This is a genomic window from Streptomyces sp. NPDC058051, assembly GCF_042885475.1.
In the GTDB taxonomy this organism is placed as follows: Bacteria; Actinomycetota; Actinomycetes; order Streptomycetales; family Streptomycetaceae; genus Streptomyces.
Genome location: NZ_JBHVRW010000029.1, coordinates 65,330 through 88,136, shown reverse-complemented (window position 1 = coordinate 88,136; position 22,807 = coordinate 65,330). Strand labels below are relative to the sequence as shown.

Genomic DNA, 22,807 nt, shown 5'->3' with positions numbered 1-22,807 from the left:
GCTTCCGTGACGTTCAAGGCTGAGTACATCTGGATCGACGGCACCGAGCCGACGGCCAAGCTCCGTTCGAAGACGAAGATCATGGCCGGGAGCCCGTCGCACGAGGTGGCGGACCTGCCGATCTGGGGCTTTGACGGTTCGAGCACCAACCAGGCCGAGGGCCACGCCTCCGACCGGGTACTGAAGCCGGTCTTCACCTGCCCGGACCCGATCCGCGGCGGCGACGACGTCCTCGTCCTCTGCGAGGTCTTCAACATCGACATGACGCCGCACGAGTCCAACACCCGTGCCGCGCTGCGCCCGGTGGCCGAGCAGTTCGCCGGCCAGGAGCCGATCTTCGGCATCGAGCAGGAATACACCTTCTTCGACGGCCACCGCCCGCTCGGCTTCCCCGAGGGCGGCTTCCCGGCCGCGCAGGGCGGCTACTACTGCGGCGTCGGCGCCGACGAGATCTTCGGCCGCGACATCGTCGAGAAGCACCTGGAGAACTGCCTGGCGGCGGGCCTCGGCATCTCCGGCATCAACGCCGAGGTCATGCCCGGCCAGTGGGAGTTCCAGGTCGGCCCGCTGTCCCCGCTGGAGGTCTCCGACCAGCTGTGGGTCGCCCGCTGGCTGCTGTACCGCACCGCCGAGGACTTCAACGTCTCCGCGACCCTCGACCCGAAGCCGGTCAAGGGCGACTGGAACGGCGCGGGTGCGCACACCAACTTCTCCACCAAGGCGATGCGCGAGGGCTACGACGCGATCATCACCGCGTGCGAGTCGCTGGGCGAGGGCTCGAAGCCGCTGGACCACGTGAAGAACTACGGCGCGGGCATCGACGACCGTCTGACGGGTCTGCACGAGACCGCCCCGTGGAACGAGTACAGCTACGGTGTCTCCAACCGCGGCGCCTCGGTCCGTATCCCGTGGCAGGTCGAGCAGGACCAGAAGGGCTACATCGAGGACCGCCGCCCGAACGCCAACGTCGACCCGTACGTCGTCACGCGGCTGATCGTCGACACCTGCTGCACCGCGCTGGAGAAGGCCGACCAGGTCTGATCCCGCACCGTCGTCCCACGCGAGGGGGCGCCCACCCGGCCGGGGTGGGCGCCCCCTCGTCGTGCGAGGCAGCTGCCCCGTCGACGGCCGCGCGCGAGGCGGGCGGCGGCCCGTCGGCTGCGGGCGGCCCCACGGACGGCCGGGCGTCGAGCGCGTGGCGACGCGTCGGCTGCGACCGCGGGGTGAGGAACGTAACGCAAAAGGTCCGTATCGACGGGTGAGAGGGGCCTGCTGCGCCGACGCGTTCTCTGGTTCAATAGGGGCATGGCCAGCCTTCAGTACACCTCACCGGGTCGCAGCGACCTAGAGCCGTTCTGGCCTTCCCGTCAGCACCACGACTTCGACCGGGTGTGTTGCCGCGCGTTGAACGCGCAGGCCCTCTAAAGCCGCTCACCCCGGTCTTCGGTCCGCGCGCACGCAAGCAAGTCCGTCCCTCGACGACTCCTTCGCGCGAAAGAGCTGACCCTCATGGCGAACACTCGTACCTTCTCCGCCGCAGCCACCGCGGCGCCTTCGGCGGCCGCTGCGGCCACCACCCCCGCCCGCTCCCTCTCCCCCGGTCGCCACCGACTGCGCGCCGTCGACCCCGACGAGGTCGTACAGCTGGCCGATGTGGTCGATTTCCTTCCGCCGGGCGCCACGTGGCTGCCCGCACCCCAGCACACCGTTCCGGCGCTGCCGGGCCGGCCGCCGATGATCGGCTACCTGGTGCTCGTGCCGGCCGATCAGCAGCCGGCCGTCACCGCCGCCGCCACGGCGGCCGCCCAGTACGTGGTCCCGACACCGGTGGAGGAACCGGCCGCCGCGGGTCCGGTCCACATCGACGCCGTGCAGCGCACCGCCTCCGTGGACGGGAAGACGCTCGACCTCACCTACCTGGAGTTCGAGCTGCTCGCCCATCTGGTCGCGCACCCGCACCGGGTGCACACCCGCGACCAGTTGGTGACCACGGTCTGGGGCTACGGGCACGTCGGCGACGGACGCACCGTCGACGTCCATGTCGCCCGGCTGCGCCGCAAGCTGGGCGCCGAGCACCGCCGGTCGATCCAGACGGTGCGGCGCGTCGGCTACAAGTACACCCCCTGACGGCACCCACGGCACGGCAGAGCGGCCCCGGCCCGGTACCCACCGGGCCGGGGCCGCTCCGTGTGCCGGTCAGGCGCGCGGGCCCGACCGCGCCGGGACCTCGGCCTGCACCGGGCTCACTGCCGGGCCCGGCTCGCCGTGTCCCAGGGCCGGCAGCCGGGTCAGGGCGCGCGGGGTCCGCCAGTTCCGCTCCCCCAGCAACGCCATCACGGAGGGCAGCAGCACCATCCGTACGATCGTGGCGTCCAGCAGCACCGCCACGGCGAGGCCGACGCCCATCTGCTGCATGTCCTGCATCGACAGCGTCCCGAAGACCGAGAACACCGCGACCATGATCACGGCCGCGCCGGTGACCGCGCCCGCCGTCCGCCGGATGCCCTCGTCGATCGCGGCCCGGGTGGGCAGACCACGGTCGCGGGCCTCACGGATCCGGGAGACCACGAAGACGTGGTAGTCCATGGAGAGTCCGAACAGGACGACCAGGACGAACAGCGGAATCCAGCCCTCGATGGCTCCGACACCCTCCGAGCCGATCAGCGAGGCCCCCCAGCCGTGCTGGAAGACGGCGACCATCACTCCGTACGCGGCGGCCACGGACAGCAGGTTGAGCAGGATCGACGTCACGGCGATGACGTACGAGCGGAAGGAGAACAGCATCAGCAGGAAGGTCACCGCCGTGATGAAGACGAAGACGGGCACGATGCCGCGCCGCAACTGGTCGTTGAAGTCGACGGATCCGGCGGTCTCCCCGGTCACGTACACCTGGGCACCGGTGCCGGCGAACGCCGCGGGCAGCCGTTCCTCGCGCAGCGTGGTGAGATCGGCCTCGCCGTCGGGGAGCGGCACCTCGATCTCCGCGACGTTCTGCGCCGTGTGGAGGGTCACCCCGTCGAAGCCGGCGAACGCCTTGCGCAGTGCGGGCGCCTCGATGTCGTCGGCCTTGACCACCACCCGCGCCGGGGCGGGGCCGCCGGGGAAGCTCTCGTCGATCTCCCGGTAGGCGACGGACAGTTGCGAGTCGGAGCCGAACTGCTTCTCCAGGCCCAGCTCTTCCGTCTTCATGCCGAGGGCGGGCGCGGCAAGGGCGAGCAGGACGACGACCGAAGCCGCCGCGAAGATCCCCGGCCGGGACAGGACCGGCTTCAACAGCGTGCCCGCGATCCCGCCGCTGGTGCGGGCACGCCGGCTCCCTCGCCGGTTGAGAAGGGGCACCCGTCCCGCGTCGATCCGGTCGCCCAGCCAGGACAGCAGCGCGGGCAGGACCGTCACCGAGCCCAGCATCGCGATGAAGACCACGATGATCGTGGCGAGGGCGAAGCCTTCGAACAGCATCAGGCCGGACAGGAACATGCCGGCCATCGCGACCATGACCGTGAGCCCGGAGACGAGCACGGCCCGGCCGCTGGTCGCCGCCGCGATCCGCAGCGCCGTTTCGGCGTCGCGTCCCGCGGCCCGCTCGTCGCGCTCGCGCCGCAGGTAGAAGAGGCAGTAGTCGACGCCGACGGCGAAGCCCATCAGGAACATCACGGAGTACGTGGTCTGGAACAGGTGCAGTTGGTGGCTGGCGAGCGACAGCAGTCCGAAGGCGGCCATGCACGCCGTCAGGGCCAGCCCGACGGGGAGAAGTGCCGCGACGACGGCGCCGAAGGCGACCAGCAGAATGCCCAGGGCCAGGGGGACGGCGGTGTACTCGGCCTTCTTGAAGTCCTCGGAGAGCAGGTCGCCGAGCCACTTCCCGGCACTGGCCTCGCCGAACTGGTGGAGGGTGACGTCGGGATGGTCCGCGCGGACGGCGGACACGGCGTCGAGCACGGGCTGCACCTTGTCCGGCGCGGTCGCCGCGTCCCCCTTCATGTCAAAGGTGATCAGTGCGTCCTTGCCGTCCTCGGAGGGGATCGGCTCCGCGAGGTTCGTCACCTCGCCGGTCCTCCCGATGGCCGCGGAGACCGCACGGGCGGCATCCTGCCAGTCACCGGCCTTCGCGGTGGACACCATGACCAGCTCGCCGGCGGGCTGCCCCAGCCCGGCGTCGTCGAGGATGCGCTGGGCCTTCGCCGAATCACCCGCGCCGTTCTCCGACGCGGTCATCTCGACCAGGCCGGAGGCCCCGCCGATGCCCGCGGCGAGCACGACGAAGAGCAGCCAGCCGAGTACGGCGGTCTTGCGGTGGTGTGCGCTCCACACACCGATGCGTGCCGCGAGGTTGGGCCTCATGGCGTGTTCGCCCCCAGAAAGTCAGACGGAAGTGGATGGCAGTCGACGTCGAAACACGTCGCTGACGGACGCTGACGAATCTAGGAACGGGGCGCCGCCCGTCCCAGCCGCCGAACCCCCCTCCGGCAGAGACGTGGGGCGAGGTCGGCAGGGTGGTGCTGGGTACACCCCGCCCGGGTGGCGGAACGGCTGACACGCGAGGAGCCCAGGGGGCGAGACTGTTCCGGGACGGGCCACCGCCACGGGGCCCGGAGAGGGGAGACGGACCGAGATGAACGCGATGAGAACCCGGGTACGAGGTGCGCTGCTGGCCGCGGTGCGGGGAATCGGGCTGTCGATCTCCGCCCTGGCCGTGTCGATCACCCTCTTCGTCTTGACGGCGCTCTCCCTCGCCTTCATCCCGCTGGGCATCGGCCTCGTCACCACGCCCTACGTGCTGGGCCTGGTCCGCAAGCACGCCAACTACCGCCGGCTGCTCGCCGTCACCTGGTCCGACGTCCGTATCCCGGTCCCGTACCGCCCGTTCCCGAAGGACCTGCGGTCCGGATTCACCGGGCAGGTGGAGCGGACCACGCTGATGCTGAAGGACCCGGCGACCTGGCGGGACGTCCAGTGGCTGCTGGTCGACATGACGGCCGGCTATGTGGTCCCGATCACGGCCGGTGTGCTGATGCTCTACCCGGTCGAGGGCTTCGTCCTGGCGGCGGGTCTGTGGCGGGTCTTCACCGACGACCGCTACTGGTACGCGTTCGTGCCGGTCGACAGCCAGGCGACGGGACTTGCCGCCGCCGCGCTCGGTGTCGCGTTCTTCGCGACGGGGGTGCTGGTCAGTGAACGGCTGCTGCGGCTGGACTTCGTGATCGCCCGCACGCTGCTGGCCCCCACCCAGGAGCAGGCGCTGGCCCGGCGCATCGACCGGCTGACCGAGACCCGCCACGAGGCTGTGGACACCGCCGCCTCCGAGCTGCGGCGCATCGAACGCGATCTGCATGACGGCGCGCAGGCCCGGCTGGTCGCCATGGGCATGAACCTGGGCACCGTGGAGGCGCTCATCGAGAAGGATCCGGCGCAGGCGAAGAAGCTGCTGGCCATGGCGCGCGAGTCCTCGGCGGAGGCCCTCACGGAGCTGCGCGATCTGGTCCGGGGCATCCACCCGCCGGTCCTCGCCGAACGCGGACTCGGGGACGCGGTCAAGGCGTTGGCGCTGCGACTGCCCGTCGAGTCCGAGGTCGACGTGGAGCTGGACGGACGGGCGGACGCCGCGGTCGAGTCGGCCGCGTACTTCGCGGTGAGCGAGGCGCTGACGAACGCCGCCAAGCACTCGGGGGCCGACCGCGTCTGGGTGGACATCCACCACGCGGACGCCATGCTGCGGGTCTCCGTCACGGACAACGGCAGGGGCGGCGCGGCGGTCGGAGCCGGCTCGGGCCTGAGCGGTATCGAACGTCGACTCGGTACATTCGACGGCATCATGGCCGTCAGCAGCCCCGCGGGCGGCCCCACCATGGTGACCATGGAGATCCCTTGCGAGTTGTCCTAGCCGAAGATCTCTTCCTGCTGCGCGACGGACTGGTCCGCCTGTTGGAGGCCTACGACTTCGAGATCGCGGCAGCGGTCGAGACCGGGCCCGAACTGACCCGGGCCCTGGCCGAGTTGGAGCCGGACGTCGCGGTCGTCGACGTCCGGCTTCCGCCGTCCCACACGGACGAGGGCCTGCAGTGCGCGCTCGCCGCCCGGCAGGCCCGGCCGGGGCTGCCGGTGCTGGTGCTCTCGCAGCACGTGGAGCAGTTGTACGCGCGCGAGCTGCTGGCGGACGGCGACGGCGGCATCGGCTATCTGCTCAAGGACCGGGTGTTCGACGCGGACCAGTTCATCGACGCGGTACGCCGGGTCGCCGCGGGCGGCACCGCGATGGATCCCCAGGTGATCTCGCAACTGCTGTCGCGGCGCTCGCAGGACAAACCGATGGGCGGGCTGACCCCGCGTGAGCTGGAGGTCATGGGGCTGATGGCGCAGGGCCGGTCGAACACGGCGATCGCCGCGCAGATGGTGATCACGGAACGCGCGGTGGCCAAGCACACATCGAACATCTTCGGGAAGCTGGGCCTGCCGCCGTCCGACGACGACAACCGCCGTGTTCTCGCGGTGCTCGCCTATCTGGACCGGGGCTGAGCCGGGCCACCCCGGCCGTGATCGCGACGGCCGCCCGCGGGGGCGTCGCCGCTGAGGGGCCAGGGTGACCATCGCACGATTCGCTCGTTCTGTTGAACGTGCGCCCACTGCCAGAGGTACCTTCCGCAGCCGCCCCGGCCGAAAGGGAGCAGGCCGGGGCCGCGCTCGTCGAGCACTACCCGCGACTGGTCCGGCTGGGCTATCTGGTGCTGCCGCCCTCCCTGGTCGGCCATCGACGGGTTCTCACGGCGCACGCCCTGGCGCAACGGGCCCTGGTGTCGAAGCGCCGGGCGGGGGCGCTCGCCGAGGGTGGCATCCCCAGGCCGCGCGGGTCCGCCGACCCTGCGGTGGACCCGCCCTACGCACACGTTCGCGGGGTCGTGCTGCGTGCGGCGCTGGAGGCGGGGAGTCCGCTGCGCCGCGCCCGGATGGCCCCGCTCCTGCCGATGGTGTGGGGGCTGCGGCTGTTCCCGCACTCGGGCGGGGCGGAGGAACTGGCCCTGGAACAGGCCCTGTCGGCGCTCTCCGCCCCCGCGCGTGCGGCCCATGTGCTGCGCGGCCTGGAGCGGCTGCCCGACGCGGAGGTGCGGCGGGTGCTCGCCGCGGCCGGGGTGGCGGACCCGCGTGCGGCGCTCGCGGAGGCGGACCGCGTCCCGGCGCCGTACGCGCTGCTCGGCTCATCGGAGTTCGACGCCTGTTCGCTCCAGGCCCGTCCACCGGATCTGCCGCGCCGTCGGCGGCACGCGAAGGCGGCTCTGGCGGCCGTGGCGGCGCTGCTGGTGTGCGGGGCGCTGCTGGCGCTGCCGGGCAACGGCTGGGGCCGCGGCACTCCGGCCGCGGCGCCGCACACCCGTGACGCCGCCACCGAACAGGCTCTGGATCCCGCGGCGTTGCACCGGGTCTCGGCGGCCTTCTGGCGGCGCTCGCCCCGTACCGACTTCACCGCCTGGCCCACCCGTGGCAACCGCGTCCACGACACCGGGCTGCTGCGCCGGGCACTGACCGCATGGGCGCGGCCGGGCGGCGCGGTGCGCGCTTCGGCGACCCCGAGGACGCCTGTCGGGCCGCCGATGGGTGCGCCGCAACTGCTGTTCGCGGGCGGTGCGGGCCGGGCGACGGTGGTGCTGTTCTACGACGGGCTGCGCATCGTGCGGTACGCGGAGCGGCGCGCCCCCGCCCCGGGCGACGGCGTGGTGCTCGACTTCGCGCGGGTCGACAGTGCGGACAGGGCCTCGGCGGGTGCCCTGATCGTCGGCCGTGCGCGCGGCCGGGTCCGCTACCTCACCGCCCCCTGGGTCCGTACGGTCTCCGTACGGAACCTGCTTGCGCCGGGCAGCGCACCGCGCCCCCTGCACCGCACTCCCGACGGCGTGACCGACGCGCTGACCAGCCCGGCGACGGCCCGGGGCTGCCGTGCCTGGGACGCCATCGAGCTGCGTGACGGCTCGGCGACCCGGCTGATGACGGATCTCGGCGAACTGACCCCCGCCCGGCTGACGTCGGGCCCTCCGTCGGCACCGCACGACGTCTCCGGGCGGGCGGAGCGGGACAGTTGGGCGCGGACCGCCTGCCTGCTGCCCGCGGTCCGTTCGCACGGCGTACGGTCGGTGAACTCCTGGCAGTACGCCGAGCAGGCACTGCCCGAGGACAACGGCTCGGCGCGCTGGCTCTGCACCAGGGCGGAGACCTGGCGCGGCACCGGCAGCCGGGTCCTTGCCCAGTTCCAGGCGCCCTCCGCGCCGGACGTCACGACCGGCGGCCCGCCGGGAGCGGTCGCGGCCCGGGCCGAGGACACACCGGCCTGCGGGATGCGTGATCCGCGGGTGCTGGCCGGCGTGCTGTGGCAGTCGCGCGGCGGACGCTGGTACGTACTGGCCGCGGGCAGCAGGCAGTTCGCCTCGCTGACCACGTCGGGCGGGGTGGAGGGGCGGTCCGACAGCCGGCTCCTTGCCGTACCGGCCAGGGCGGGCGACCGGGCACGGCTGAACGGCACACTGGCGGACGGCAGCCGGGTGGGCGCGCTGCGCTGACACCCGCGTGCCCCGACCCGTCACCCCTCCCCCGTTGCCGCACTCGGTAGCCTGTTCGTCATGACGACCGGGGTGCGGCGCAGGATGGGCGTCGAGGAGCGCAGGCAGCAGCTGATCGGTGTCGCACTGGAGCTGTTCGGCCGGCGCCCCCCGGACGAGGTGTCGATCGACGAGATCGCGGCCGCTGCGGGGATCTCGCGGCCCTTGGTCTATCACTACTTCCCGGGCAAGCAGAGCCTGTACGAGGCGGCGCTGCGGCGGGCGGGCGACGAGTTGGCGGCGCGGTTCGTGGAGCCGCGTGAAGGACCGCTCGGGACACGGCTGTTGAGGGTGATGGAGCGGTTCTTCGACTTCGTCGACGAGCACGGGCCGGGGTTCTCGGCACTGATGCGGGGCGGGCCCGCGGTCGGGTCGTCGACCGCGAACGCGGTGATCGACGGGGTCCGGCAGGCGGCGTACGAGCAGATCCTGGCCCATCTGAGGATCGAGGATCCCCCGGCACGGCTGGAGTTGGTCGTGCGGTCCTGGGTGTCGCTGGCCGAGTCGACGGCGCTGCTCTGGCTGGACGGGCGGCGGATCGCCCGCGAGGAGCTGGAGATGCAGCTGGTGCACGACTTCGCGGCGCTGGCCGCGGTGAGTGCCGCGGCCGATGCCGAGATGGCGGGCGTCGTCCTGCGGATCCTCGCGCAGGAGCCGGCGGACGGGCCGTTCGGGGAGCTGTTGAGCCGGCTCTCCGCCCTGGCGCCCGCCGTGCCGGCCGTGCCCGTGCAGCGGCTGCCCTGAGGGCCGTACGGCTCAGTGCTTGCGGTAGGACGGGTCCAGCTCGCGGGTCTCCGCCGACGCGTGCACGGTGAGTGCGTCGACGGGCTTGAGGTGGGCGGCCAGCAGTTCCAGTACGGACTCGGTCAGTTGTGCCTTGATCTCCTCGGTACGGCCGGGCAGCAGGGCGATGGAGACGTGCAGGACCGCGTCGCCGGTGGCCGCGTCACCCGCCACGAACTCCTCGACGCGGCGGAAGCGGGTCTTGCAGGCGGCGATCTTCGTGGTGACCGTCTCGGCGACCAGCGGATGCAGGGCGAGCGCGAAGCCGGTGCGGTCGAAACTGTCGTCGAGCTCGGCCGAGTAGTCGACGGTGATCTGCGGCATCATGCGCTCCTGGGTGCGGGTACGGCGAGTACAGCGGGTACGGACAGTTGCCGATCCCACCTTTACGCTGGTCGGCGCGCCCGCACAAGCGGGTTCGCCCGGCGATGCGGTCCGCCCGGGGCAGCCCTCAGGTGAGCAGTTCGCCCTGGAGCGCCGCCGCCAGGCCCACTTCCGCGTTGTCCGACCGGCCCCGGTCGAAGGCGCGCTGGTAGGCGGCGTCACCGACGGCCGCGCGGGCCTGGCGTTCGCAGGCCTCGCGCAGGGGGCCCAGTTCCGGGGTGCCGCGTTGCGGATGGCCGACCATGCGCCAGTAGACCTGTCCCGTTCCGTACACCCGGGCGGCACGGGCACCCGCGCCCTGCGCGGCGATCGCCGCGGCGAGGATGTCCAGGCCGAGCGCGATGCCGAAGCTGTCCCGGAGGCGGTGCTTGCCGGCGAGCATCGACCGCGCGTGTGCGGCGGAGGTCTCGGCCTCGCCCCGCAGCAGCGCGATCAGGGCGAGTTGGTAGTCGACATAGCTGCGGGTCCAGCACTCGTCCTGGGCTTCGCACTGGGCGCGCAGGACCAGCGCCGCCGCCTCCGCCTCCGCCAGCCGTCCCAGGCTGGTCAGGGCGAAGACGGTGATGAGCCGGCAGCGCAGCCGGTAGGCGGCTTCGAGGCGGGTGGCGACGCCGGTGGAGCGCAGCACCCGGTCGACCTGGCGGAGGCCCGCCTCGGGGCGGCCGGTCATCAGGTGGGTGAGGCCGCACAGGTAGGCGGCGGCGAGGATGCCCTCGTCGGTGCCGTCGCGGGCCGCCGCCCTGGAACACTCCCGGCCCAGGCGCCGGGCGGCCGGATAGTCGCCCTGGAGCATGACGGTGATGCCCAGCACCCACAGGGCGCGGGTGCGGTGCGGGCCCTCGGCCGGTCCGACGTCCAGGGCGCGCTGGGCATAGGCGCGGGTCTGCGGCAGGTGGCCGCAGCAGCACCAGAAGAAGCCGATCCGGCCGGCCATCTCCTGGGCGGCCGTGGTGTCGTGGACCAGCAGGTGGTCGAGGGCGGCGCACAGGTCGGCATGCGCGTCGGCGATGCGGTGGTACCAGATGATCTGGTCGTCGCCGGTCCAGCCCGCGTGGGCGTGGCGGGCCAGGCCGAGGAAACAGGCGGCGTGCCGGTCGGCGGCGGCCCGTTCCTCGCCGAGTTCGGCGAGCCACATCCGTCCGTACTCGCGGATGGTGTCGAGCATGCGGTGGCGTGTGCCGTCCCGCCGGACGACGGACTTGGCGACCAGCCCGGCCAGTGCCCGGGTCACGCCGTCCGCGGTGAGCGGGCCCTCCGCGCAGACCTCGTGGGCCGCGGCCTCGTCGAAGTCGCCGCGCAGCACGGTCAGCCGCGCCCAGAGCAGCCGCTCCAGCGGGGTGCACAGCTCGTGGCTCCAGCCGATGGCGGTGCGCAGGGTGCGGTGGCGCGGCGGCCAGAGCGACGGGTCGGCGGGGACGTCGAACCGGGAGCCGATCCGGGCGGCGACCTGTTGGACGGTGTCCCGGCCGAGGGCGCCCGCCGCGAGTTCGATCGCGAGCGGAATGCCTTCCAGGCGGCGGCAGATCTCGGCGGCGGCCTCGGCGTTGACCGGGGCGTCGAGGGCGAGGCCCGGGGCGGCGGCTGCCGCCCGGTCCCGGAACAGGGTCAGGGCGTCCGCCGGGCCCTCGACGGGCAGCGGCTGCACCTCGATGAGCTGCTCGCCCCTGATGCCCAGGGGCTGCCGGCTGGTGGTGAGCACGGTGAGGCCGGGTGACGTGGTGAGGACCTCGCCGAGGAGGTGCGCGCAGGCGCCGCGCAGATGCTCGCACGAGTCGAGGACCAGCAGCAGTTCCTTGTCGGCGAGCCACTCGCAGAGGGCGTCGATGGGCATGCGAAGGGTGTGGTCGGAGAGCCCGACCGCGTCGGAGACGGTCGCGATGAGGAGTCCGTCGTCGTGGAGCGGTGACAGGTCAGCCCACCACGCGCCGTCGCGGTGGGCCGCCGCCTGCCGGACGGCGCGGATCGCGAGCCTGGTCTTGCCGACACCGCCGCTGCCGGTGAGGGTGGTCAGCCGGTGCGTGGCGAGGGTGTGGTCGAGCCGGGCAAGTTCCGCCTTCCGTCCGACAAAGCTCGTTGTCTCCTCGGGGATGTTGCTCGCCATGGTCACCGTCGCTGAAACAGATGGACCGGCCGGTCCCGGCCCCTTGGCCCCGCACCGCGCAGGGAGGGCAGCACACCTGGCGTACGGGAAAGGGGGCCGGGACCGGCCGGTAGGTGAAAGGGCGTGCCGGGGGGCGGGGTGCTGCGGCACGCCGCCCCCCGGCGACTGCCGTCTCCCAACCTAGCCCTGTCGCGGCTCAGTTCAGGGAGAACACCGCCACCGAACGCCCCGGGACGGTGAAACTTCCCGAACTCCTCTCATACGCTGCCTTCTTGACGGTAAGATCCGCGCCCGCAGCCTGGACGGGGTGCAGGGCGTACTTCTTCCCCGCCAGGTCGGCGATCGTCTGGGTCGTGGTGCCGGGGGCCGCGTTGAACACGACGACCAGCTTGCCGAGCCGCATGGTGATGACGCCGGGTGTCTCGTCCTTCCCGGAGAGCGGGAAGGACAGGGCGGACTGCACCCGCTCGGTGGTGGAGAGGTCGAAGTCCTTCTCCGTGGAGCGGATGGTGAGCAGGTCCTGGTACGCGGCGGAGGCGCCGTTGATCTGTGCGCAGCCGGGGCTGAGCGCGGCTGTGGTCAGCAGCGGCCCGGCGTAGGACCACTTGGACCGGTTGTCGGCGGCCGGGGGCAGTCCGCGGCCGAAGCCGTTGCCGTCGCGGCAGTCCCAGTGCAGGGCGTTGAACCAGTCGCCGCTGTCGTACGAGTTGCGGTCCAGGGACTTGGAGCGCAGCAGGTCGGTGCCCGCCTGGGAGAGCGAGGGCCCCTGCGCGAGGGTGGCCGTCGCCATCGCCAGGACCTGCATGCGGGCCCGGTCCGCCGCCGACGTGCCCACCGGGAGCTTGAAGGCGAGTGCGTCGTACAGCGACTCGTTGTCATGGGCGTCCGCGTAGGCGAGGGCGTCGCCCGGGGCCGCGGCGTATCCGGCCGGGGCGCCGTTGTAGTCGACGCCGGATCCCTTGACGGTGCCGCCGGACGAGTCGGTGAAGGTGTAGTCGGCGAGGTTGCCGGTGAGCCCGACCTTGATCAGGTCCTGGTAGTGGAGCAGCCGGGCCTTCTGCTCGGCCTTCGTTCCGTTGGCCGTCGAGGTGTTGGGGTCGGTGTAGAGGCCGCTGGCGAAGCCCTGCACGCCCGGGTCCTCGTCGAAGGGGCTGCCGCCGCGGACGGCGTCGCGGGCCCGGTCGGAGAAGGTGGCGATGCCGGTGCCGGCCATGTTCTTCTGGGTGGCCTGGACGAAGCGGGCGTCGTCGGCGATCTCGCCGAAGTTCCAGCCCTCCCCGTACAGGATGATCTTCTTGCCGTCGACGCCGTCCTTGGCCACGGTCAGCGCGTCGAGCGCCTCGCGGACGGCGAGGATGTTGGCCTTGGGGTGGTGGCCCATCAGGTCGAAGCGGAAGCCGTCGACCTTGTACTCCTTGGCCCAGGTGACGACCGAGTCCACGACGAGCTTGCCCATCATGGTGTTCTCGGGGGCGGTGTTGGCGCAGCAGGTGGAGGTGGCGACGGTGCCGTCGTCCAGCAGCCGCTGGTAGTAGCCGGGCACGATCCGGTCGAGGACGGACTTGTCGTCCTGGCCGGAGGCGACGGTGTGGTTGTAGACGACGTCCATGACGGTCCGCAGCCCCGCGCCGTTCAGTCCCTGCACCATCTGCCGGAACTCGACGGTGCGCCGGGTGCCGTTCGGGTCGGAGGCGTAGCTGCCCTCCGGGACGGTGTAGTGCAGCGGGTCGTAGCCCCAGTTGAACCCGTCCTGCGCGGCGGCCTTCGCCACGCAGGCCTGCTGCTCGTCGGAGTCGGGGGCGTACACGGACAGGTCGCAGGCCGGTTTCTGCTGGGCGGACTTCTTCTCGGGGATGGTGCCGATGTCGAAGGCGGGCAGCAGATGGACGTAGCTCGTGCCGGAGTCGGCGAGCTGCTTGAGGTGCTTCATCCCGTCGGAGCGGGTGTCGGTGAAGGCGAGGTACTCGCCGGGGTGGGTCGAGGTGCGGTCCGCGATGGAGAAGTCGCGGATGTGCAGCTCCTGGATCTGGGCGTCCCGCAGCGGGACGGCGGCGGGCTTCCTCAGTCCGGACCAGCCCTTCGGGGCGAGGCCGGGGTCGTCGAGGTCGACCACGAGGCTGCGTGCCGAGTCGGTGGTCAGGGCGGTGGAGTAGGGGTCCGTGACCTTGTTGGTGACCATCTTCTGGACGGTGGGTGCCCAGACGTCCACCACATAGCGGTAGGGCTTGCCCGTCCACTTCTGCGTGCCCGTGGCGGACCACACGCCGGTGCGGTCGTCGCGGCGCATCGGGACGGTGCGGCCGTCGAGTTCGAGGGCGACGGTGCGGGCGGTGGGCGCCCAGACGGACAGCGTGGGGCGGCCGTGGTCGAAGACCGGGCCGAGTGAGGCGCCGGCCGCGTTCTTCCCGTAGAGGTCGTCGAGCACGCCCGCGCTCTGTACGCCGGTGGCGGCGAGCAGGGCGCCGTTGGCGGCGCGCTGGGTGGCGATCAGCTGGCCGCGCAGCGCTTCGCGGATCCGGTCCCGGTCGCGCGCGTCGACGGTGAACGCCGGGTAGTCCTTGAGGTGCGGGTACTTCGCCTTCTGGGCGTCGGTCAGCGCGGACGGGGTGAGCCGGAGCCACCGGCCCTCGTCGGAGAGCGCGCCGTCGACGACGGAGATCCCACCGTCCTGTGCGTAGACGAGCTGCTGGCTGGTGGCGTCGGTGGCCTTCACCTTCCACACGACGGTGTCGGAGTCGATCCACTGCGCCTCGGCCTTGGAGAGGTCGGGCGTGGGCACACCGCCGGTCTGCGGCAGCAGGTAGCCGGAGGTGCCGGCGAGCATCCACACCTCGTGCCCGTAGGTGGCGAGGTCGAGCGACTGGTCGCTCGGCAGGTCCTTCTCGTCGCCCTTGTGCAGGATGTAGCTGAGCGAGGTGGCGCCGTCGGTGAGCGGCACCTCGAAGGTGGCGCCGGAGGCGTCCTTCTTCACCGGCTGGAGCGGCTTCGCCCAGTCGGTGGGGTCCTTGGCGCCGGTCCAGGTGTGCAGTCCCCAGCCGTCGTAGTCGCCGTCGGCGCGGTAGTAGTGCAGTACGGCCTTGGTGGTGTCCTGCGGCGGGTAGGCGCCGTCGGGGGCCTCGTCGGCCTGGCCGTCCGCGCCCTGCCCGATCCAGACCTGTCCGGTCCTGGCCAGGTCGACGGTGCGCTGCGGTCCGTCGCTGGTGCCGCCCTTCTCGACGGTGTACGGGAGGCTGGAAGCGCCCTCGGCGAGCTTGATCCAGGCGAAGGCTCCGTAGGCGTCGCGCCCGGTGAACGCGGCCGACGTGTCGCCCGAGGTGAGCTGCCAGCCGTCGTAGTCGCCGTCCGTACGCCGGTAGTGGACGACGGCGTAGTCGCGTTCGACGGCGACGGGCTTCTCGGCGGCGGGTGCCTGTCCGGCCGTGGTCGAGGCGAGGGCGCTCGCGGTGCGGCCCGCCCGGTCGACGACCACCGCCTTGTACCGCAGGGGTGTTCCGGCGGCCACGGTGTCGCCGACGGTCTGGGTGACCCGGTACGGGGCGTGGTCGGCGGAACCGAGCGTGACCCACTTCCCGTTGCCCGTCTGGGCGGCGAAGACGACGCGGTTCAGCTGTCCGCCGTCGATGTCGGCGGAGATCTCGACGGTGCCGGTGGCTCCGGCGGCGGGCGCCTTCAGGGTGATCGACGGCTTGGCCGCGGGGTCGCCCATCGCCTTCTCGGCGCGCAGCACGACGCTGGACAGGGCGGGCACGGTGACGGTGACCTTCGTGTCGGCGCCGCTGCGGAGGGTTCCCGAACCGCCGTACAGCGTGCTGAAGTTCATGCCGGCCGACGCGGTGGGCAGCTCGACGGTCTGCGGCCCGGTGCCGTTGTTCGTGGCGACGACGTACTCACGGCCCTGCCGGCTGTCCGTGCGGGAGAAGGCGTAGACGGATCCCTGGGCGTACCGCTCGGTCTGGACTCCGTCGCGCAGGGCGGGGTTCTTCCTGGTCAGCTCGGAGAGCGCGGCGATGTTCCGGTACAGCGGGTGGCCGGTGTCGTAGGCGTCGGTGGCGTGGGTGCGGTCGGTGCCCAGCTCGTCGTCGTCGAGGTAGTCGGCGGTCTTCGAGGCGAACATGGTCTGACGGGCGTCCTTGTCGCCGCCCGCGCCGGTGAAGCCCTGCTCGTCGCCGTAGTAGACGACGGGGTTGCCGCGGCTGAGGAACATCAGCTCGTTGGCGAGCCGGGCGCGCTGGACGAGTTCCGCGTCGTCGGCCTTGGGGTTGTCCTGCTTGAGGAACGCCCCGATGCGGCCCATGTCGTGGTTGCCGAGGAAGGTCACCTGCTCGTAGGCGTTGGCCTTGTCGGTGGTGTAGCGGTAGTCGTCGGCGTGGACGGCCGCGAGCTTCGACGCGGGGGCGCCCTGCGAGGCGTACTGCCTGGCCGCTTCCTGGAAGGGGAAGTCGAGCGTCGCGTCGAGCCGGCCCTGCGTGACATAGGGCGAGGTGATCGCGGTGTCGGCGGAGTAGACCTCGCCGAACATGAAGAAGTCCTCGCGCCCGCGCTTCGCCGCGTAGGCGTCCAGGGCCGTCGCCCACTGGGTCCAGAAGTCCAGGTCGACGTGTTTCACGGTGTCGATCCGGAAGCCGTCGATGTCGAAGTCCCGGACCCACTTCTCGTAGATCTTCTCCATGCCGGAGACGACCTCGGGCCGCTCGGTCCACAGATCGTCGAGTCCGGAGAAGTCGCCGTACGTGGTGGACTCGCCGGCGTAGGTCGAGTCACCGCGGTTGTGGTACATCGTCGGGTCGTTGAGCCAGGCCGGGACCTTGTCGTCGCCGGCGTTCTTCGGCGTGCTCGGTGTGTACGGGAACGAGTCCGCGTCCACCTTCGCCAGGCCCTTGCTGTCGTCGAACGGGCGGCCGTCCCGGTCCAGGTACGGGTAGGCGCCCTTGGGCCGGTAGCCGTAGGTCTTCTCGGCGTAGTCGACGGTGTCCGCGGTGTGGTTGGTGATGACGTCGAAGAAGACCTTCATGCCCTTGCGGTGGGCCTTGTCGATGAGTTTCGACAGGTCGGCGTTGGTGCCGAAGTGCGGGTCGACCTGGGTGAAGTCGGTGATCCAGTAGCCGTGGTATCCGGCCGACGCGTCCTTTCCGGTGCCCTGGACGGGTCGGTTCTTGAAGATCGGGGCGAGCCAGATGGCGGTGGTGCCGAGGCCCTTGATGTAGTCGAGCCGGTCGGTCAGTCCCTTGAGGTCGCCGCCCTGGTAGAAGCCCTTGTCCGTGGGGTCGTAACCGGTCTCCAGGCGCGATCCGGTGAGCCCGCCGCGGTTGTTGGAGGTGTCGCCGTCGGCGAACCGGTCGGGCATGACGAAGTAGAACTGCTCGCGCGTCAGATCGTGCCGGGCGGGCTCGGCCGCCAGACGGGCGTCCGAGGGCGGGCCCGGGGGTTTCGGCGCGGCGGACGCGGATGCCGCCGGGACGACGGGGAGAAGCGCCGCGCAGAGTGCGGCGACGGCTCCCCGTCTCAGGGTGGTACGGGACACGGGCGGGGTCTCCTTGTGTGCGGGTGGGTTTCTCGGGGGTGGGCGGGGACCGGGTGAGGCGGGTGGGGTGCGGCGGGGCGTCGTGCCGGGCGGAGCGTGACGGGGTGCCACCCCGGAACGCGGCGGGGCGTCGCCCGGGACGGGGTACGGCGGGGCGACACCCCGGGCGGAGTGCGGCGGGGCGTGGCCGGGGCGGCGCGGGTCCGCCCGCCGCCGCGGGCGGGCCGTCCTCGTGGCGCGCCGCGTCCCCCGCGCGAACGGCCCCGGTGCTCCCCCGCCCGGGGCCGGCCGGCCCGGCGTGTCCTGGGCTCCGGGCGGCCGGCGGACGGGGTGAGGTCAGCTGCGCCAGACGTCGCTGGTCAGCGTGGTCTTGCCGGTGGACGGAACCGTCGCGGTGCGGTTCGCTCCGCTCTCCCAGGTGACGTTGCCGCTCGCGTCCTTGCGGAGGTACTTGTACTCGAACGCGGTTCCCGCGGGCATGGCCACGTCGAGCTTCCAGACCGGGTACGTCGCCGGGTCGAGCTTCAGCGCACTGTCGGTGTTCCAGTTGCCGAGGGCCGGCTGGTTGCCGGTGACGTAGATGTTCTGGCCGAGCTGCGTGGTGGCGTTGACCCCGAAGGAGGCGCCGGAGGCGGTGCCCGGGTCCGGGGTGCCCGGGTCCGTGCCGCCGCCCGCGCAGGTACGGGCGTTCACCTGGAGCGCGACGGCCGTGTTGGCGCCGAGCGTCGCGGTGAACCGGCCGGAGCCGTCGACCGTGACGCCGTTGCCGGACTGGATGTCGCAGTAGTCACCGGAAGGCAGCGACGTCTGGAACGTCCGGGTCAGCGAGGAGCCCTCGTGGTTGATCGCGACGTACGCCTTGGAGCCGCGGCCGAACGCGATCTGGTCGCCGCCGTTGTCCCACCAGTCCGTGACGGCCTCGCCGCGCGCGGTGTTGCGGAATCCGACCATGGAGGAGATCTCGCGCCAGGCGTGCTGGCACTTCCAGCCGTCGCTGTAACAGGCGTTCACCGTGCCGCCGTTGGGCGGGCCGGCGTCCTTGTCGGACCACTCGTAGCCGGAGTGGACGTCGGGCGATCCGTACGGCCAGGCCAGCATGAAGACGCTGGCGAGGGTGTAGTTGGCGCCGTCCTTGTAGTTCAGTGTGTCGCCGCCGCGCTCGGTGTCGTGGTTGTCGACGAAGACCGCGGCCTTCGACGAGGACATGAAGCCCCAGCCCTCGCCGAAGTTCTTCAGGTAGGCGAGGTTCTCGTTGTTGAAGACCTGCTTGAGGCCGCGGGCGTAGCGGAACTCCTGGACGTCCCCGGTGCCGGTGTACTCGTCGGGCGAGACGGCCTCACCCGCTCCGTAGATCGCCTCCTGCTTCCAGTAGGCGTTCGGGTTGCTCAGCCGGGACTTGATGTTGGCGAGGTCGGTCGCGGGCATGTGCTTGGCGGCGTCGATGCGGAAGCCGTCGACACCGAGGGAGAGCAGATCGTTGAGGTATCCGGCGATCTTGCCCCGGACGTAGTCCTCACCGGTGTCCAGGTCCGCCAGGCCGACCAGTTCGCAGTTCTGGACGTTGGCCCGGTCCTGGTAGTTGCTGATCTGCGCGGTGCAGTCGTCCATGTCGGGCGCGGAGTACAGGCCGGGGTAGTCGTACTTGCTGTACGAGGAGCCGCCCGTGCCGGTGCCCGATCCCGCCGACATGTGGTTGATGACGGAGTCGGCGACGACCTTGACGCCCGCGCTGTGGCAGGTGCTGACCATCGCGGCGAAGGAGGCGCGGTCGCCGAGCCGTCCGGCGATCTTGTAGCTGACCGGCTGGTACGAGGTCCACCACTGGCCGCCCTGGATGTGCTCCTGGGGCGGCGAGACCTGCACGTAGCCGTAGCCGGCCGGGCCGAGCGTGTCCGTGCACGCCTTGGCCACGGAGTCGAACTTCCACTCGAAGAGGACGGCGGTGACGTCCTTGTCGCCCGGCGTGGACGCCTGGGCGGTCGCGGTGGGGGTCACGAGGGCGGCGGCGGCGCCTGCTATCAGTGCGAGCGCTGCAGACAGTGGTCTGCGGGCCATGTTTCCTCCTGCTGTGGGGGAAATGCGGGTGACGGTTCAGCCTCACGTGGCAACGCGCCCTGCCCTCAAGGCTCCTGAAGGTTCTTGCTGCAAGAATGCAAACCTTGCCGCGCCGGTGACCGTACGGCGCCACACGGTCCGGGTCAACCCTTTGGACACCGACCGCTTACATCAACGAAATCCAGGAGTTTTCTTCCTGCAAGGTCTTACGCAAAACATTGCAGAGCTGTTACGTTTCTCCCGACTCCGGTCCGGTCGGCCGGGGGTTCCGGTGACCCCGGACCCCACGCGCCCGGCCGGCCGGGCCGGTCACGAACAAGAGAGGCACCTGGAGTCACCCACTCCCCGCCGGCCCCGCTCGGGGGCCGACTCCCGGTGCCTCTCCTGTGCGCCCGAACACCTCCGGGCCCGGACACCTCGGCACCCGAACACCCCGGCGCCCGGCCTCAGTCGCCGCGGACCGCCGCGGTGGACCCCCGTACCACCAGCTCCGGCTGGAACACGTACTCCGTGCGCTGCACCGGGCTGCCGCCGATCTCCTCCAGCAGGGCGCTCACCGCCGCCGCCGCCATCGCCTGTACGGGCTGCCGCACCGTCGTCAGCGGCGGATCGGTGAACGCGATCAGCTGCGAGTCGTCGAAGCCCACCACCGACACGTCGCGCGGCACGTCGAGCCCGCGCTCCCGGGCCGCGCGCACCACGCCCAGCGCCATCAGGTCGCTGCCGCAGACGATGCCCGTGCACCCCTGGTCGAGCAGCGCGCCGGCCGCGACCTGGCCGCCCTCGACGCTGAACAGCGTGGAGCGGACCAGGAGTTCGGCCTCGGACCGGCCCAGGCCCAACAGGTTCACAGCGGCTTCCACGAAGCCTTCCCGCTTGCGCCGGGACGGCACGTAGCGCTGCGGTCCGATGGCCAGGCCGACCCGGCGGTGGCCGAGATCGGCGAGGTGTCCGACGGCCATCCGTACGGCGGCGGAGTCGTCGGGCGAGACGAACGGGGCGCTGATCCGCTCGTTGTAGCCGTTGATCAGGACGAACGGCACACCTCGGTCGGTGAGCTCGGCGTAGCGGGCCGGGTCGGCCGACATGTCGGCGTGCAGCCCGGAGAGGAAGACGATCCCGCCGACACCCCGTTCGACGAGCTGCTCGACGAGTTCGTCCTCGGTGGCGCCGCCGGGCAGCTGCGTGCAGAGCACCGGGGTGTATCCGTGCCCGGCCAGCACCTGTTCGACGGACTGCGCGAACGCCGGGAAGATCGGGTTGGTCAGCTCGGGCGTCACCAGCCCGATCAGTCCGGCGCTCCGCCGGCGCAGCCGTACGGGACGTTCGTAGCCGAGGATGTCCAGTGCGGCGAGCACCCTCTGACGGGTGGTCTCCGCGACGCCCGGCTTCCCGTTGAGCACCCGGCTGACGGTCGCCTCGCTGACGGCCGCCTGGCCGGCGATGTCCGAGAGCCTCGGCGCACCACCGGCCCCAGGGCCTCTCTTCCGGATCCTGCCGGGCTCGCGGGGGCTGACACGCGCATCTGCGGCGTTGTCGTCGGTCACCGGCGCTCCGCGTCGACTCCCTCCTCCGTCCCGCAGCTGCACGCGCCGGCCCCCGCTCCCTGATCCGGCCTGATCCGAAAGATCCGAAAGAGAGGTCCTGGGCAGGGGGACGGTCACACCGTCCACCACACCGTGGTGTCCGCGGGCAGCTCGATCTCGGTGCCGTCGGTGACGACCGGGGTGCTGGACAGCAGGACGGTGCCGCGTACGGGGACGCGTACCGGGCGGGACGTCGTGTTGACGGTGCAGACGAAGCCGGGGCGGGCGAAGACCAGCAGCCCTTCGGCGGACTGGAGCCATTCCACCGAGTCGCCGGCGCCGAGCCCCGGGTGCACCCGGCGGGCGGCGATCGCGGCCCGGTACATCTCCAGCGTGGAGGCGGCGTCGCCGGTCTGCGCCTCGACGCTCAGCGCGCCCCAGTTGCCGGGCTGGGGCAGCCAGCTGCCGCCGCTGCCGAAGCCGAACGAGCTGCCGTCGCGGGTCCACGGGATCGGCACCCGGCAGCCGTCGCGGAAGCCGTCCTGGCCCTCCGCGCGGAAGAACGACGGGTCCTGGCGGGCCTCGTCGGGCAGGTCGGTGACGTCGGGCAGGCCGAGCTCCTCGCCCTGGTACACGTATGCGGAACCGGGCAGCGCCAGCATCAGCAGGGTGGCGGCACGGGCCCGGCGCAGGCCCAGCTCGCGGTCGCCGGCCGTGCGGATCTGGGTGCCGAGGCCGGGCGGGTTGGCGAACCGGGTGGTGTGCCGGGTGACGTCGTGGTTGGAGAGCACCCAGGTGGTGGGGGCACCGACCGGCCGCATCGCGTCGAGCGAGGTGTCGATGACCTTGCGGAGCTCGGCGGCGTCCCAGGCGGTGGACAGGTACTGGAAGTTGAACGCCTGGTGCATCTCGTCGGAGCGCACGTAGTTGGCGGTGCGCTCGACGGTCGGGGTCCATGCCTCGGCGACGGCGATGCGGTTGCCGGGGTACTCGTCGAGGATGGTGCGCCAGGAGCGGTAGATCGCGTGGACACCGTCCTGGTCGAAGAACGGCATGACGTCGTTGCCGAGCAGCTTGAGCTGGTCGTGGCTGCCGAGGTCGGGCAGCCCCTCGGCCTTGACGAGGCCGTGCGCGACGTCGACCCGGAAGCCGTCGACTCCCATGTCGAGCCAGAAGCGCAGGATCGAGCGGAACTCGTCGGCGACGGCCGGGTGTTCCCAGTTGAAGTCGGGCTGCTCGGGTGCGAAGAGGTGGAGGTACCAGTCGCCCGGGGTGCCGTCCGGGTCGGTGGTCCGGGTCCAGGCGGGGCCGCCGAAGATGGACTCCCAGTCGTTGGGCGGGAGTTCGCCGTCCGCGCCCTTGCCGGGGCGGAAGTGGTAGCGCTCGCGCAGTGCGGAGCCGGGGCCCTCGGCGAGGGCGCGCTTGAACCACTCGTGATGGTCGGAGGAGTGGTTGGGCACCAGGTCCACGATGATCCGCAGGCCCAGGTCGTGGGCGTCCCGGATCAGCGCGTCGGCGTCCAGCAGCGTGCCGAACATGGGGTCGATGGCCCGGTAGTCGGCGACGTCGTAGCCGGCGTCGGCCTGCGGGGAGGCGTAGAACGGGCTGAGCCAGACCGCGTCCACACCGAGGTCCTTGAGGTACGGGAGTCTGCCGCGTACGCCTGCGAGGTCGCCCATGCCGTCGCCGTTGCCGTCGGCGAAGCTCCGTGGATAGACCTGGTAGATCACCGCGTCCTGCCACCAGCCGGTCTGGTGGGCCGAGGCGTCGCCGGACGTGCCGGTGGAGGGGGCAGCGAGGTGCTGGGTCATGTCGTCCCTGGGGTGTCTGGGTGGGGAGCGTCGCCGGGACCGGG

13 protein-coding genes are annotated in these 22,807 nt (G+C 71.8%); 6 read left to right on the top strand and 7 right to left on the bottom strand.

The window, feature by feature from the left end:
• Nucleotides 1-6 precede the first annotated feature (6 nt).
• Both glnII and ACFVUT_RS32180 read left to right on the top strand, forming a co-directional pair.
• Complete coding sequence (glnII, locus tag ACFVUT_RS32185) at nt 7-1,041, top strand: glutamine synthetase (RefSeq protein ID WP_389657181.1); 1,035 nt, start codon at nt 7-9, stop codon at nt 1,039-1,041.
• Between the two features lie 468 nt (nt 1,042-1,509).
• Nucleotides 1,510-2,127 carry a winged helix-turn-helix domain-containing protein gene (locus ACFVUT_RS32180; protein WP_389657178.1) on the top strand — a complete coding sequence of 206 codons (618 nt, stop codon included), beginning with the start codon at nt 1,510-1,512 and terminating at the stop codon, nt 2,125-2,127.
• Between the two features lie 69 nt (nt 2,128-2,196).
• Here the strand turns inward: ACFVUT_RS32180 and ACFVUT_RS32175 are convergent, their stop codons facing one another.
• The gene (locus tag ACFVUT_RS32175; RefSeq protein ID WP_389657175.1) at nt 2,197-4,341 is read right to left on the bottom strand and encodes an MMPL family transporter; all 2,145 of its coding nucleotides are present in this window, start codon (nt 4,339-4,341) and stop codon (nt 2,197-2,199) included.
• Nucleotides 4,342-4,612: 271 nt separating this feature from the next.
• On the opposite strand from ACFVUT_RS32175, the gene ACFVUT_RS32170 reads away from it, so the two are divergent.
• From ACFVUT_RS32170 to ACFVUT_RS32155, 4 genes are all read left to right on the top strand, one after another.
• On the top strand, nt 4,613-5,881 hold the full coding sequence (locus tag ACFVUT_RS32170; protein ID WP_389657172.1) for a sensor histidine kinase: 1,269 nt from the start codon (nt 4,613-4,615) through the stop codon (nt 5,879-5,881).
• Nucleotides 5,866-6,513 carry a LuxR C-terminal-related transcriptional regulator gene (locus ACFVUT_RS32165; RefSeq protein ID WP_389657169.1) on the top strand — a complete coding sequence of 216 codons (648 nt, stop codon included), beginning with the start codon at nt 5,866-5,868 and terminating at the stop codon, nt 6,511-6,513. Before ACFVUT_RS32170 ends, ACFVUT_RS32165 begins: the two co-directional genes overlap by 16 nt.
• A gap of 98 nt (nt 6,514-6,611) precedes the next feature.
• Nucleotides 6,612-8,543: a hypothetical protein gene (locus tag ACFVUT_RS32160; RefSeq protein ID WP_389657241.1), complete on the top strand. Its 1,932-nt coding sequence runs from the start codon at nt 6,612-6,614 to the stop codon at nt 8,541-8,543.
• A gap of 60 nt (nt 8,544-8,603) precedes the next feature.
• Nucleotides 8,604-9,326, top strand: coding sequence for a TetR/AcrR family transcriptional regulator (locus ACFVUT_RS32155; protein ID WP_389657166.1), 723 nt, complete (start codon nt 8,604-8,606; stop codon nt 9,324-9,326).
• A gap of 12 nt (nt 9,327-9,338) precedes the next feature.
• Here ACFVUT_RS32155 and ACFVUT_RS32150 read toward each other — a convergent pair whose 3' ends face one another.
• The 6 genes from ACFVUT_RS32150 to ACFVUT_RS32125 form a co-directional block, all read right to left on the bottom strand.
• On the bottom strand, nt 9,339-9,689 hold the full coding sequence (locus ACFVUT_RS32150) for a 5-carboxymethyl-2-hydroxymuconate Delta-isomerase (RefSeq protein ID WP_389657238.1): 351 nt from the start codon (nt 9,687-9,689) through the stop codon (nt 9,339-9,341).
• A 127-nt stretch (nt 9,690-9,816) separates the two neighbouring features.
• A complete protein-coding gene (locus ACFVUT_RS32145; RefSeq protein ID WP_389657163.1) occupies nt 9,817-11,850 on the bottom strand; it encodes an ATP-binding protein in 2,034 nt (677 codons plus the stop codon).
• Nucleotides 11,851-12,046: 196 nt separating this feature from the next.
• Nucleotides 12,047-17,371 carry a pullulanase-type alpha-1,6-glucosidase gene (gene pulA / locus ACFVUT_RS32140; protein WP_389657159.1) on the bottom strand — a complete coding sequence of 1,775 codons (5,325 nt, stop codon included), beginning with the start codon at nt 17,369-17,371 and terminating at the stop codon, nt 12,047-12,049.
• A gap of 336 nt (nt 17,372-17,707) precedes the next feature.
• A complete protein-coding gene (locus ACFVUT_RS32135; protein WP_389657156.1) occupies nt 17,708-19,426 on the bottom strand; it encodes a carbohydrate-binding module family 20 domain-containing protein in 1,719 nt (572 codons plus the stop codon).
• 446 nt (nt 19,427-19,872) lie between these two features.
• Nucleotides 19,873-20,919: a LacI family DNA-binding transcriptional regulator gene (locus ACFVUT_RS32130; RefSeq protein WP_389657235.1), complete on the bottom strand. Its 1,047-nt coding sequence runs from the start codon at nt 20,917-20,919 to the stop codon at nt 19,873-19,875.
• Between the two features lie 167 nt (nt 20,920-21,086).
• A complete protein-coding gene (locus ACFVUT_RS32125; protein WP_389657153.1) occupies nt 21,087-22,763 on the bottom strand; it encodes a glycoside hydrolase family 13 protein in 1,677 nt (558 codons plus the stop codon).
• Between the last annotated feature and the right edge of the window lie 44 nt (nt 22,764-22,807).